Origin of the sequence: Companilactobacillus zhachilii (assembly GCF_003606365.2) — a bacterium.
Lineage (GTDB): Bacteria > Bacillota > Bacilli > Lactobacillales > Lactobacillaceae > Companilactobacillus > Companilactobacillus zhachilii.
In genome coordinates, this window is record NZ_CP031933.2 from 818549 (window position 1) to 830783 (window position 12235).

11 protein-coding genes are annotated in these 12235 nt (G+C 36.6%); all 11 read left to right on the plus strand.

Annotated features, from left to right (window positions below; genetic code table 11):
- Positions 1-5 precede the first annotated feature (5 nt).
- The 11 genes from D1B17_RS03525 to recA all read left to right on the plus strand — a co-directional run bounded on the left by D1B17_RS03525 (position 6) and on the right by recA (position 12168).
- On the plus strand, positions 6-1214 hold the full coding sequence (locus D1B17_RS03525) for an AI-2E family transporter (RefSeq protein WP_120143009.1): 1209 nt from the start codon (positions 6-8) through the stop codon (positions 1212-1214).
- Positions 1215-1396: 182 nt separating this feature from the next.
- A complete protein-coding gene (gene trmL / locus D1B17_RS03530; RefSeq protein WP_120143008.1) occupies positions 1397-1906 on the plus strand; it encodes a tRNA (uridine(34)/cytosine(34)/5-carboxymethylaminomethyluridine(34)-2'-O)-methyltransferase TrmL in 510 nt (169 codons plus the stop codon).
- A gap of 11 nt (positions 1907-1917) precedes the next feature.
- The gene (locus tag D1B17_RS03535) at positions 1918-2376 is read left to right on the plus strand and encodes a DUF1149 family protein (protein WP_120143007.1); all 459 of its coding nucleotides are present in this window, start codon (positions 1918-1920) and stop codon (positions 2374-2376) included.
- Positions 2377-2639: 263 nt separating this feature from the next.
- Positions 2640-5033 (plus strand): DNA translocase FtsK, encoded by a 2394-nt coding sequence (locus tag D1B17_RS03540; protein WP_120143006.1) that lies wholly within the window; start codon positions 2640-2642, stop codon positions 5031-5033.
- Positions 5030-6304 (plus strand): EF-P 5-aminopentanol modification-associated protein YfmF, encoded by a 1275-nt coding sequence (yfmF, locus tag D1B17_RS03545; protein WP_120143005.1) that lies wholly within the window; start codon positions 5030-5032, stop codon positions 6302-6304. The genes D1B17_RS03540 and yfmF overlap by 4 nt, the downstream gene beginning before the upstream one ends.
- Position 6305: 1 nt before the next feature.
- Entirely contained in the window at positions 6306-7544 is a 1239-nt protein-coding gene (gene yfmH, locus D1B17_RS03550) for an EF-P 5-aminopentanol modification-associated protein YfmH (protein ID WP_120143004.1), read from the plus strand.
- 3 nt (positions 7545-7547) lie between these two features.
- Positions 7548-8270, plus strand: a complete 723-nt coding sequence (gene ymfI / locus D1B17_RS03555; RefSeq protein WP_120143003.1) for an elongation factor P 5-aminopentanone reductase — start codon at positions 7548-7550, stop codon at positions 8268-8270.
- 65 nt (positions 8271-8335) lie between these two features.
- Positions 8336-9178: a helix-turn-helix domain-containing protein gene (locus tag D1B17_RS03560; RefSeq protein WP_120143002.1), complete on the plus strand. Its 843-nt coding sequence runs from the start codon at positions 8336-8338 to the stop codon at positions 9176-9178.
- 194 nt (positions 9179-9372) lie between these two features.
- On the plus strand, positions 9373-9957 hold the full coding sequence (pgsA, locus tag D1B17_RS03565; RefSeq protein ID WP_120143001.1) for a CDP-diacylglycerol--glycerol-3-phosphate 3-phosphatidyltransferase: 585 nt from the start codon (positions 9373-9375) through the stop codon (positions 9955-9957).
- Between the two features lie 459 nt (positions 9958-10416).
- A complete protein-coding gene (locus D1B17_RS03570; protein WP_120143000.1) occupies positions 10417-10956 on the plus strand; it encodes a nicotinamide-nucleotide amidohydrolase family protein in 540 nt (179 codons plus the stop codon).
- 84 nt (positions 10957-11040) lie between these two features.
- The gene (gene recA / locus D1B17_RS03575; RefSeq protein WP_120142999.1) at positions 11041-12168 is read left to right on the plus strand and encodes a recombinase RecA; all 1128 of its coding nucleotides are present in this window, start codon (positions 11041-11043) and stop codon (positions 12166-12168) included.
- The last annotated feature ends 67 nt before the right edge of the window (positions 12169-12235 follow it).

Consider the following 12235-nt stretch of genomic DNA (forward strand, 5'->3'; position numbering starts at 1 on the left):
AGTTTATGAAAGAAGCGCCGGAGAGAAAAAAGAGTTGGTTTTACAAATGGTTCCTTAATAATCAACTGACGGTAGTTTTGATCAATATATTCTTGGTATTTTTGATTATTTTTTTATTTTCAAAAATCAGCTTTGTTTTTGAACCCATCAACCAAATTCTGGGAATCACAATGCCACCAGTTATTTTGGCCTTGGTACTATATTATTTGATTAATCCGTTGATTAATGTTTTGGAAAGTAAATTTCATGTTAATCGAATCGTTTCGATAACCTTTGTTTTTATTATTATTTTGGCATTATTGATTTGGGGCGTGATGTCCTTAATTCCGTTTGTTCAAAGTCAGGTCGATTCATTGGTTAAAAATTGGCCACAATATTGGAATTCTTTGAATAAGAGTTTACAAAATATGTTTTCTGATCCCAAATTGCATCTCGTCAAAGAGCGTCTGATTGAAACGAACGCTAGCGTGACAAAGAGTTTTGAAAAGTCAATGGACCAAATTTTGCCACAAACGATGAATAATCTTAGTTCAGCAGTTAGTGTCTTAACAAATGTTGTTATTATTTTAATGACAGCACCATTTATTTTGTTCTTCATGCTGAAGGATGATAAAAAATTCAAAGATTCAGTTATTAAATTCATGCCTGATCGTATTAAAAACTCCGTCGGAGATATGTTGTCAGAAATTAGTCAGTCCTTGAGTTCTTATATTACTGGACAATTGACCGTTGCATTCTGGGTAGCCGTAATGTTCTTTGTTGGTTATTTAATTATTGGTCAACGATATGCTTTGATACTGGGGACTGTAGCCGGGATTTTGAATTTGATTCCATACATTGGATCAACCTTAGCTTTAGTGCCATCGCTTGTAATTGCTGCATTTATTGCCCCTTCAATGGTCTTGAAAGTTTTGATTGTTTTCGCTATCGAACAGACAGTTGAAACACGTGTTATTTCACCTATTATTGTCGGTAATAAGATGCAAATGCATCCAGTAACAACCATTTTAGTTTTGCTTGTTTCAGCAGGAATGTATGGTTTGATTGGTATGATTGCTGGTATTCCAATCTTCGCTATTTTAAAAATCATTTTTATCAGAATGTTTAATTGGTTTAAGCGCAATTCAAGTTGGTACACGGAAGAAGAATTGTTGGAAACTAAAGAAGTAGATGATTCTGAGGACACAAATAATTCCGAGAAAGTTCACAAATAATTCAAAAACTCATTGTATAGACCGGAATTATCGTATATACTATCTAATGAGTTCTGTGGTTATTTGTTTTTCTCAGGAGAGATTTTGACAAAAGCAAGTAAACAAGAGGCTATACTAGCGCATGTCCTTGCTGTGGTTTTCACCGAGGGGATGCGCTTTTTTAATTTTAAGGAGAGTAAATAATGACCAATCATATTGCGTTATATGAACCATTGATGCCGGCTAATACTGGTAATATTGCTAGAACATGTGCCGGAACAAATACCAAATTGCATCTGATCCGTCCACTAGGCTTTAATACTGATGATGCCCACATGAAACGTGCTGGGCTAGATTATTGGGATAAAGTTGATATTACTTATCATGATAATTTGGACGCCTTCTTAAAATCAATTCCAGATGATAAGTATCTCTATTTGATTACGAAATTTTCTGATAAAGTCTACAGTGACCAAGACCTTAGCGATACATCTGTTGATCACTATTTTTTGTTTGGAAAAGAGACAACTGGTTTGCCAGAAGATTTCATGCGACGCAATCCAGAAAAATGTTTGCGTATTCCAATGAGCGATAACATTCGTGCTTTGAATTTATCTAATAGTGCCGCTCTAGTGATTTATGAAGCAGTACGTCAACAACATTTTGCTGGACTAGAATTAAGCCATCATTATGAACACGATAAATTAGATTAGGGGAGAGAAGTATGAAAATTAATAAAGGTGAAGTTACAGTTCAATCATTTCATTATGACGTCGAGGCACCAACAGCTGATACTAAGACCGATTTGAATATTAATATCGAACATCCAAATTTGAAAGGTGAAGATGGACAACCTTTGAATGAAGATGAAGGTAAAATTCTTCAAGTAGTCGTTCCTTTTGAAATTCATATGGAAAATGCACCATTTAAAGTTTCCGGATTAATTGGTCAAGTTGTTCAACCAGTTGGTTTTCACGGTGAAATTCAAGATTTAGATGCTAAGCAAGTCCAACAATTGTCACGTCCGGTCGTTGAATACATTGAAACGTTAACATACCAAGTAACTAGCGTGACATTGAATCATGGAGTTTCATTGAACTTCACTAACCACGCCGAGATTAAGCCAAATGAAGAAGTTGAAGAATTACGTGCTAAAGAGGCCAAGAATCAAGATAAGAAATAAAAATTACGTCCGAGGTTTGAGTGTGCTTTGAATCTTTCAATCTTCTGATAAAAAGCACAAAAAATTAGAACCAAGTGTTATTTATGATTTCTCGGTTTTTCGATATACAAAATAGTCTCCAGTCGTAAGTAAGTCTGCAAACGGGTAGACATTCTCACAACTGCAGGTGACAAACATATAAACAGTCCAGTTGGGCTGTTTTTTTTAAGGCTTAAAAAAGGTATAATTTTAGAAGATGACTTTTAAATTCATGTGAGGTACTTATGGTTAGAAAAAAGGCAAGTGCAACGCCTAGAAAGAGAAAAAAAACAGTTGATAATTCACGATTGATTCGCTCGTTAGTCAGTCTCTTGTGGATTATCCTGTCGGTTTTAGGATTATTTAAATTCGGCATTGTTGGCAAAACTTTCGATAATTTGTATCGAATTTTTGTCGGTGACAGCTATCCGGTTTTATTGATTGTCAGTATCTTTGTGGGTGCCGTTATAATCGCTACGGGACGGATACCCGTTATGACGCCGAAAAGAAGTTTTGGTTTATTGTTTGTTTATTTAGGATCACTGATTATATTGCACGGCATCTTTTTCTCAAGCATGTCGTTGTATCACAACTATAATCTCGTCACATGGAACACTTTAGCTGCCGATATGACTCAAGTATCAGTTGATGGTTCAGTCGGTGGAGGAATGATTGGTTCATATTTGTACAGTTTCTTTATGCCAATGTTCTCCAGTATTGGAACGTATTTTGTTACTGGATTGATTATTTTTATCGGAATTTTGATGTTATGTAATGTCACAATGAAACAAGTTTCAATCGTTACGACCGACATATTGGTTAAATGTAAGCATGGATTGTTAAAATTAAAGGAGATTATCTCTGGTCATTATAGTAATTATGTTGATCAGCGTAACGCTCCGAAAGAAAAGAAAGTCCCAGTTCATACACCTACGTATCAGGAGTCAGAAGTTACACGTGATGGCAGTAAAATTGCCGATGGACTTAGCAGTTTTAAGAATGATGAAAGTAAGCCCGAGGAAGATTTCAAAATTGAAGGTGTTCCAACAACGCCACCAGCTCCAGAACCTACTGAAACGAAGGCTGCTGATGTATTGTCGAAGCCTTATGGAATTGATGGAACGAAAGATAAAGATTTGCCAGACCCTGTTAGTTCCAGAAAAACTGAGGGTCCGGTTAATAATGATGATTACAAATTACCATCTGTTGATTTATTGAAACAAGTTCCCCAGACTGATCAAACATCCGAAGTTCACTTGATTGAAGAAAACAAAGATAAACTTCGTCAAACTTTCAAGAGTTTTGGTGTTGATGTCGAAGTCAAAAAAGCTAGTCTAGGACCAACGATTACCAAGTATGAAGTTCAACCTGCTGTTGGTGTCAAAGTAAGTAAAATCGTTAATTTAGCGGATGATTTGGCTTTAGCTTTAGCTGCCAAGGATATTCGTATCGAAGCTCCAATTCCTGGTAAGCCATTTGTCGGAATTGAAGTTCCTAATAAAACAACGTCAACGGTTTCATTCAGGGATATAACGGAGAAACAAAAAGATAAGACGCATCCATTGGTCGTTCCACTAGGGAAAGATGTCTCCGGAAATATCATTGAGGCCGATATAACTAAAATGCCCCATTTATTAATTGCTGGATCGACTGGTAGTGGTAAATCAGTTGCTATCAATACGATTATTACCGGTATTTTGATGAAAGCTAAACCCAATGAAGTTAAATTGATTTTGATTGATCCAAAAATGGTTGAATTAAATGTTTATAACGGTATTCCACAATTGTTGATTCCGGTTGTTACTGATGCTAGACGTGCCGCTGGTGCGTTACAAAAGGCAGTCAAGGAAATGGAACGGCGTTATAAGTTGTTTGCTGAGACAAGCCACCGTAACATTGGCGAGTATAATGCTGATGTTGATAAATTTAATGAGACTGCCAGTGATGAGGATAAGATGGAACGCTTGCCTTATGTCGTCGTTATAGTTGATGAGTTGTCTGACTTAATGATGGTTGCTGGTCATGAAGTTGAAGCAGCGATTGTCCGATTGGCCCAAATGGCTCGTGCCGCTGGGTTGCACATTATTATTGCTACCCAACGTCCATCAGTTGATGTTATTACTGGTCTGATCAAAGCTAATATTCCATCACGAATCGCTTTTGCCGTTTCAAGTGGGGTCGATTCTAGGACTATCTTAGATTCGGTTGGGGCTGAAAAACTACTTGGACGTGGTGATATGCTCTTTCAACCAATTGGTAAGAGTAAACCAGTTCGTCTGCAAGGAGCTTATATTTCCGAGTCAGAAGTTGAGAATGTGGTTAAGTTTGTTAGTGAACAACAATCGGCTGAATACGATGAAGATATGATTCCAACCGATGTTGACGAAGGTGGTTCCGATGGTGATAAACCAGAAGATGAATACTGGGATGACGCGGTCGAATTGATTGTGAAACAACAATCTGCCAGCGTCTCGATGTTACAACGCCGTTTTGCTATCGGTTATAACCGAGCTGCCAGAATGGTTGATGAGATGGAAAACCGCGGTATTGTAGGGCCATCAGAAGGTAGTAAACCCAGAAAGGTTCTAATAACTCCAGAGCAATTAGATACAATTAGAAAAAATCAGGTGAAAAATTGAGAAAAACATTAGCAAAGAATATTTTCTTAAATATTAATCCCATTAAAAAGTTTCGGACGATTAAAATTCAAGTGGACTTTTTACGTCCTTTAAATAGAGAAGAGACTACAACCCGGAGACTTTTAGCCAACGTGATGTCAAACTCGACTAAAGATTATCCTAGTTTTCAAGCGATAAATGACCGTGAAATGGAATTGTACGGTTCAGAAATTAATGTCTATACGCGTAACTTGTTAAATTTTAATGATTTAGCTTTTAGTGTTGAATTTGCCGACCCAAATTTCTTAATTGATGGCAATACACAATTAAAAGATAACTTGGATCTTCTTGGCGAAATTATTTTCAAGCCTAATTTGTCCGATGATAAGTTTGATGAGACAGCCTTTGAGACTGAAAAACGTAATTTAATGTCTAATTTATTGTCAATCCAAGATAATCAAGATTTAGTTAGTACCTTAGGATTAGCAAAATTGATCTATCGTGATGATCCAAACCGTCAAATGCCAATTTTTGGTAGCATTGATGAATTGAAGAGTCTGACGAATGAAGACTTGTTGAAGAGTTATCGTGAAGTCATAAAAAATGATGCGGTAGTAATTAATGTCGTTGGCAATGTTGATGAGACTGAATTTTTAAATGAATTGAATGACAGTATTTTTCAACAAGAATTGCAAAATGATCGTGCCGATTTGAAGATTGAATTGGAAAGATTTGATGATTTGATTGCCAGTCCTGCTAGTCAAATTGACCATAAACACTTGAATCAAAGTCGAATTGCTTTGGCTTATGCGACAGAGGGTGTTTCTAAGGACTTTAGTCGTCTAGCGCCACAAATTATGAATTTGATTTTGGGTGGTGACGATCAATCACAACTTTTCTTACAAGTGAGAGAAAAGAACAGTTTGGCTTATTCAGTTTCTAGTACGTATCAACCAATCAGTCATTTGGTAATGATCCAAGCTGGTTTAGATGCAGATTCTGTGGACAAGGCCTTAGATTTGATCAATCAACAAATTAATTTTATCAAGCAAGGTAAATTCACTGACGCTCAGGTTGAACATGCCCAAAAAGTGATGTTGACGCAACGCAAGATTTCAAGTGATACGATTCAACATTACATTATGCGGAGTATTTGGGAGACTGTTTATCCAAAAACGTTATTGACTGATGGTCAATTTCAAGCAGAATTGGATCAGCTAGATAAAAAGCATATTGCCAGTGTGGCGGACCACATGCATGCAATTGCTCAGTATCAATTGATTGGAGATTAGTATGACGGAAAAATTAGAGAAACAAACCAAGAAATTAGCTAATGGTTTACAAATTAGTGTTGTTCCGTTAGCCGGATTCAATCAAGTCTATGGGTTAGCGATGACTAATTTCGGTTCAGTCGATACCAAAGTTGGAAATAAAACGTTACCAGCAGGGATAGCTCACTTTATCGAACATAAATTGTTTGCCAAACCCGATTACGATATTTCGGAAAAGTTTGCTAAATTTGGGGCTAATTCTAATGCCTATACAAGCTATACAAAGACTGGTTATTTGTTCCAAACATTAGAGAATCCGTATGAGAATTTGAAGGTATTACTGGATTTGATTCAACATCCATATTTCACGGAGAAAAATGTTGCTTCTGAACGAGGCATCATTGATCAAGAAATTCAAATGTATTTGGATATGCCAGAGTGGGTTTTGGAACAAAGAATTCTAGGTCAACTGTATCCAAATGATCCGATTGCTGAAGATATTGCTGGCTCAAGTTCTTCATTACAACAAATCAACCATGAGAATTTATTGGAAACTTATCGCCAAAACTATCGCCCAGATAACATGAATATTGTTTTGGTGGGGGATGTGGACTTTGAAAAAGTTGAAAATATTGTAGAAAATTCTGATTTTCATACGATCGAACAGCCATATGCTAAAGAATTCAATCAATTTGAACCTATTGGCGTAGGTGGTAAAGAGCAGATGGACATCAGCCAAGCCCGTGCAGCTTATGGAATCCGAATTGACACGAAGATGTCTGGCTATGATTTAGTTAAAAAACAGTTTGAATTAAATATGGTCATGGAAACTTTGATTGGGGAATCGTCCAAAAATTATCAAGAAATGAGCCAATTAAATTTGATTGATGATAGTTTTTCTTATAATGTTGTTGCAGAAAATAACTATTGTTTTATCATAATTAGTGGGTCTACTAATAATCCTGAGAAATTTCAAGAATATTTGCACGATCATCTTTCTTATCAAGAACTTAAATCAGTTTTAACAGATGAAAAATTTGAGCGTATCAAGCGTGATGCTATTGGTTCTTACTTGTTTGCTCAAAACTCACCTGAAGCGATTGCTAATCAGATGGCGGAACTGTACTTCTATGATGTCGATTATTTGGAATTGATTCATATGATTGACTCAATCAAAAAAGATGATGTTTTAAAAATTTCTGATAAATTCTTACAAGATGATAATTGCACCTACTACAATCTTTTGCCGAATAGGAAGTAGAAAATGTATGCATTAGTTATGGGCAGTTCTGGTGATATCGGAACTAGTACCGCTAAGAATCTAGCTGAAAAGGGCTGGTCTTTGTATTTACACTACAATCGTAATCGTGAACGTATTGATAAATTACGAACTGAGTTAGTGGAGAAATATCCCAAGCAAGACTTTATACCAATTAAATTTGATATGGAAAATGACAAAGTTGAAGCCTTGACGCAACAAATTTTTGGCTTAGATGCGGTCGTCTTTGCGCAGGGGAATACTTACTATAAGTTACTGGTTGATATTTCTGAAGCTGAAATTGATTCACTTTGGAATATTCATGTAAAATTGCCAATTTTGATTTTGAAACAATTACAAGATAAATTAGCAAAAACTCATCATGGACGGGTCGTTTTCATCGGCTCAATCTATGGCAAAGTGGGTTCAGCGATGGAAGTAGTTTACAGTACAGTAAAAGGTGCTATGTCGTCATTTGCGGATGCCTATGCTAAGGAAGTTGCTTCATTGGGGATTTCTGTCAATGTCGTGGCACCAGGTGCTGTGAATACAAAGATGAATACCAAAGAATTCTCGAGTGAAGATTTGGAAAGTGTTAAAGATGAGATACCAGCTGATCGACTGGCAAACCCGGATGAGATTGCTGATTTAGTCAGTTATCTTGTCAATATCAAGTCAAATTATCTGACGGGACAAACGATTTATTTTGCTGGTGGCTGGTTACTGTAAGCTCGCTAGTAGTTGAATAATAATATATGTTATACTTAGAAAAATTAGTTAATCGGTGGTAAATAATGGACGAAATTGGCCAAAAGTTAAGAAATGCACGTATCAAAAAAGGTTACACAATTGATGATTTACAACAAATCACAAAAATTCAAAAGCGATATTTGATTGCCATTGAAGAAGGTCAATTTGATCATCTTCCAGGTGACTTTTATGTCCGCGCCTTTATCAAGCAATATTCAGATGCCGTTGGTATCTCAAGTGATGACCTGTTGGAGGAATACAAGGCAGATATTCCTAATTCTCAACCAACACAAGAATCAGCTCCAGAAGAAACAAAGACTCGTACCATTAAGGAAGAATCAAATTCATTCTTCTCTAACTTAGGTAATTACATTCCTCAAATTGTTGTCGGAATTGTAATCGTCGTTATTGTTGGGGTCATTGCATTTGGGATGATACATCGGAATCAAAGTGCCTCAAGTGTGACGATTCCAAAGGATAACACAACTCAAACAACCAAGAAGAGTGCTAAGAAGAAAGCTGCTAAGAAAGAATCTAAGAAGGTTGCCAAGAAGACAACTAACGAAGAAGCTGTTAAGGAATCTGATACTGAAGGTACTTACACTATTACGAACGCCCCTAGTGACGGGGTAAAGGTTGAAGTTGAAGGTAATGGAGGCCAAGCTTGGATTCAATTCAAGGAAGGCTCAAATACTACTTGGCAACAAGCATTGAATTCTGGTGAAAAGAAAGAGACAACTGTTGCAAGTGATACAACAACGTTCTCAGTTCAAACAGGTAATGTTAAAAACACTAAGGTAACAATTGACGGCAAGTCTGTTGATTTGTCAAAACTTCAAAGTGGTAGCAGTATCGTTAGAACTTTGACATTTAATATTGAAAAATAAAATAATGAGTCTGGGACAAAGCTGTTATTGTTTTTTAATATGCAGCATAAACGTGGAACAAAACATAGCTTTTTCCGCTTAAAACAAATGGCTCCAGCAATCCAAAATCGGATTACTGGAGCCATTTGACTTGATACTCAATTTGTCCCATTCGCATTATTTTGTCAGAAAACAAATTTTGGAGGATGTTTTAAATGGTTTGGAATGTACCAAATAAACTAACAATGTTACGGATTATTTTGATCCCAGTTTTTATTATTTTATTGGCTTTTAATTGGGCTAATTTAGGTGACATTTACGTTGCTAATGATTTGATTCCAATGAATCACGTTTTAGCAACCGTTGTGTTCATTGTGGCATCATTGACTGATTTACTTGATGGTAAAATTGCTCGTAAATATAATTTGGTTTCTAACTTTGGTAAATTTGCCGATACTTTGGCAGATAAAATGCTTGTTATGACAGCTTTTATCTTCTTAGTTAGTTTCAAAATGGCTCCAGCTTGGGTCGTAGCAATTATTGTTTGCCGTGAGTTGGCAGTCACTGGTTTAAGAACGATTGTTCTTGAAGTTGGTGGAAAAGTTATGGCAGCGCAAATGCCTGGTAAGATTAAGACTACAACACAAATGCTAGCAATTATTTTCTTGTTAATGCACAATATTTTCTTCTCAGCTATCAATATTCCCATCGGTGAGATCTTCTTGTATATTTGCTTGATTTTCACTATTTACTCTGGTGCTGATTATTTCTGGCAAAGTCGTGAAATTTTTAAATCATAATTGGGTGATGTGAGGCAGCCGTCTCTGGGTACAAGAAACATTGGCGCTGTGGGGACCGATTGGAGCCGAGGTCTCCAATCTCGATTTTGAACTTCGCAAAAAGCGCGAATTTCAAAACTCGTCCCGTTGTGTAAGGGCTAAAGCCCTAACGCAACCTTCACTGCTGCCAATATTTCTTGTACCCAGAGACTAATATATTTGTTGTTTTTAATACGATGTAACTAATTAATACGATAAATGAGTGCCACATTAGTTTAAATTAAATATTATCAAAAAGGTTAGATGCCCGATTTTATAGCTAAACTCGAGGAAGAACTAAATTTATTGTTCTTTCCGTCCAGTTTATTTTTGCTATTAGATAAATAGTTAGTAAGAATTACTGGTTTGCGTGCTACGAAGCAATTTTTTAATGGACTATGAATATTTATAAATATATTACGTAATTTGGAGAAGAGGGCAATGAAAGATATGGTTGAATTTTTTAAAACTATTGAAACAGCTGATTTCGAAAATGGCGTACCAGCTCAATACAGTGATTTTTCGAAGCAGACGGTGGATTTGTTGAAGCAAGATGAATTGAAGATCACAGCGGCTGAGAGTTTGACTGCGGGGTTGTTTCAAGCAACTGTTGCTTCTGTTCCTGGGGCTTCCAATGTTTTTGATGGTGGTTTTGTAACTTATGCAGACGATGTGAAAGTTCAATTGTTAGGGATGGATCCGAAATTGATTACTGAATTTACAGTGGTTAGCGCTCCGGTTGCGCAGGCAATGGCTAAATTGTCAGCTCAAAAGATTCGCGCCGACATTGGTGTGGGCTTTACTGGTGTAGCGGGTCCTGATCCGTTGGAAGGTAATCCTGTTGGAACGGTTTTTATTGGGGCATATAACGATAAAAATAATACGGAAATGGTTAAAGAATTCCATTTTACAGGGTCAAGACAGGCAATTCGTGAGAAATCAGTCCTTTGTGGATTTGCTCTCGTGCAAGAAATAATTTAACAAACATTTGTTCGCTTTTTTCTTGCTTTTTTGATGAATTACTAATAATATATCTAGTGATGAATGCATTAGGAGGAAATCGATTTGGCTAAAGATGAACGACAAAAGGCTTTGGATGTAGCCTTGAAAAAGATTGAGAAGGACTTTGGTAAGGGTGCCATTATGAGAATGGGTGATGATCTAAATACCCAAATCTCAACTGTTTCAACTGGTTCATTAGCTCTTGATAACGCACTTGGCGTTGGGGGCTTTCCACGTGGTAGAATCGTTGAAATTTATGGACCTGAAAGTTCTGGTAAAACAACTGTAGCTTTACATGCTGTTGCTGAAGTACAAAAGCAAGGTGGTACTGCTGCTTATATTGATGCCGAAAATGCGATGGATCCTGCATATGCCACAGCATTAGGTGTTAACATTGATGACTTATTGCTATCACAACCTGATACTGGTGAACAAGGACTTCAAATTGCTGATGCTTTGGTTTCCAGTGGTGCCGTTGATATCGTCGTTGTCGATTCTGTTGCCGCTTTGGTTCCACGTGCTGAAATTGAAGGTGAAATGGGTGATGCTCATGTTGGTCTACAAGCTCGTTTGATGTCACAAGCTTTGCGTAAGCTTTCTGGTTCAATCAATAAGACTAAGACTATCGCACTTTTCATTAATCAAATTCGTGAAAAAGTTGGTATCATGTTTGGTAATCCAGAAACTACTCCTGGTGGTCGTGCTTTGAAGTTCTATTCAACAATTAGACTTGAAGTTCGCCGTGCTGAACAAATTAAAGATGGTTCTGATGTTATCGGTAACCGTACTAAAATTAAGGTTGTAAAAAACAAGGTTGCTCCTCCATTTAAGGTTGCACTAGTTGATATCATGTATGGTAAGGGTATTTCTCAAACTGGTGAATTGGTTGATATGGCGGTCGATAAGGATATTATTGACAAGTCAGGTTCATGGTACTCATACGGTGATGAACGTATTGGTCAAGGTCGTGAGAATGCAAAGACATACTTGTCTGAGAATCCTGAAAAAATGGAAGAGATTAAGAAGAAGGTCCGTGATGCCTATGGTATGGACGGAAAACCTGAAGATGAAGATGCTGAAGGTAAAGATTCTAAAAAAACAGATAAAGCAGATAAATCTGACAGTAAAGTCAAAGATGATGATGGAAACATCGATTTAAATCTTGATTCTGATAAAAAAGAAACTAATTAAACAAAAAAAGAGACTGATTCAGTCTCTTTTTTTCTTTTTATTTGGTTGACAGGCAATATTTATTCTA

What these genes read in the sequence shown, in the direction of transcription:
- D1B17_RS03570 (WP_120143000.1), top strand. Translation starts at nt 10,417, where the DNA reads ATGAAAGATATGGTTGAATTTTTTAAAACTATTGAAACAGCTGATTTC.
- yfmH (WP_120143004.1), top strand. Translation starts at nt 6,306, where the DNA reads ATGACGGAAAAATTAGAGAAACAAACCAAGAAATTAGCTAATGGTTTA.
- D1B17_RS03525 (WP_120143009.1), top strand. Translation starts at nt 6, where the DNA reads ATGAAAGAAGCGCCGGAGAGAAAAAAGAGTTGGTTTTACAAATGGTTC.
- D1B17_RS03540 (WP_120143006.1), top strand. Translation starts at nt 2,640, where the DNA reads ATGGTTAGAAAAAAGGCAAGTGCAACGCCTAGAAAGAGAAAAAAAACA.
- pgsA (WP_120143001.1), top strand. Translation starts at nt 9,373, where the DNA reads ATGGTTTGGAATGTACCAAATAAACTAACAATGTTACGGATTATTTTG.
- D1B17_RS03535 (WP_120143007.1), top strand. Translation starts at nt 1,918, where the DNA reads ATGAAAATTAATAAAGGTGAAGTTACAGTTCAATCATTTCATTATGAC.
- ymfI (WP_120143003.1), top strand. Translation starts at nt 7,548, where the DNA reads ATGTATGCATTAGTTATGGGCAGTTCTGGTGATATCGGAACTAGTACC.
- D1B17_RS03560 (WP_120143002.1), top strand. Translation starts at nt 8,336, where the DNA reads ATGGACGAAATTGGCCAAAAGTTAAGAAATGCACGTATCAAAAAAGGT.
- trmL (WP_120143008.1), top strand. Translation starts at nt 1,397, where the DNA reads ATGACCAATCATATTGCGTTATATGAACCATTGATGCCGGCTAATACT.